We start from the raw sequence: 833 nt of genomic DNA on the forward strand, positions 1-833 counted from the left end.
TGGATCTACATCGGTACGCAGGGCATTCTGCAGGGCACGTACGAGACGTTCGCGGCGGTGGCGGCGAAGAAGTTCGGCGGCACCCTGGCCGGGACGATCACGCTGACCGCGGGGCTGGGGGGCATGGGCGGTGCCCAGCCGCTGGCGGTGACGATGAACGACGGCGTGGCGATCTGCATCGACTGCGATCCGCGGGCGATCGAGCGCCGCATCGAGCACCGGTATCTGGATGTGAAGGCCGACAGTCTGGCGCACGCGCTGCAGCTGGCCACCGAGGCCCGCGACGCCCGCCGCCCGCTGTCGATCGGGCTGTTGGGCAATGCGGCGGAGCTGCTGCCGCAGATGCTGGCCGAGGGCGCGCCGATCGACATCGTCACCGACCAGACCAGCGCGCACGATCCGCTGTCCTATCTGCCGGTGGGTGTGGCCTTTGCGGACATGGCGGAGGCGGCGGCGAAGGATCCGGCCGGGTTCACGCAGCGGTCCCGCGAGTCCATGGCCCGCCACGTGGAGGCCATGGTCGGTTTCATGGATGCGGGGGCGGAGGTGTTCGACTACGGCAACTCCATCCGTGGCGAGGCGCAGCTGGCCGGCTTTGAGCGGGCGTTTGCCTTCCCCGGGTTCGTGCCGGCCTACATCCGGCCGCTGTTCTGCGAGGGCAAGGGCCCCTTCCGCTGGGCGGCGCTGTCGGGCGAGGCATCGGACATCGCCAAGACCGACAAGGCGATCCTGGAGCTGTTCCCGGAGAACGAGTCGCTGCACCGGTGGATCAAGATGGCCGGTGAGCGGGTGCACTTCCAGGGGCTGCCGGCGCGGATCTGCTGGCTGGGCTA

1 pseudogene is annotated in these 833 nt (G+C 69.6%); it reads left to right on the forward strand.

What is annotated here, in order from left to right:
* A pseudogene (locus C3486_RS36675) lies at positions 1-833 on the forward strand (urocanate hydratase); the annotation flags it as partial.

Origin of the sequence: Streptomyces sp. Ru73 (assembly GCF_002920575.1) — a bacterium.
In the GTDB taxonomy this organism is placed as follows: domain Bacteria; phylum Actinomycetota; class Actinomycetes; order Streptomycetales; family Streptomycetaceae; genus Streptomyces.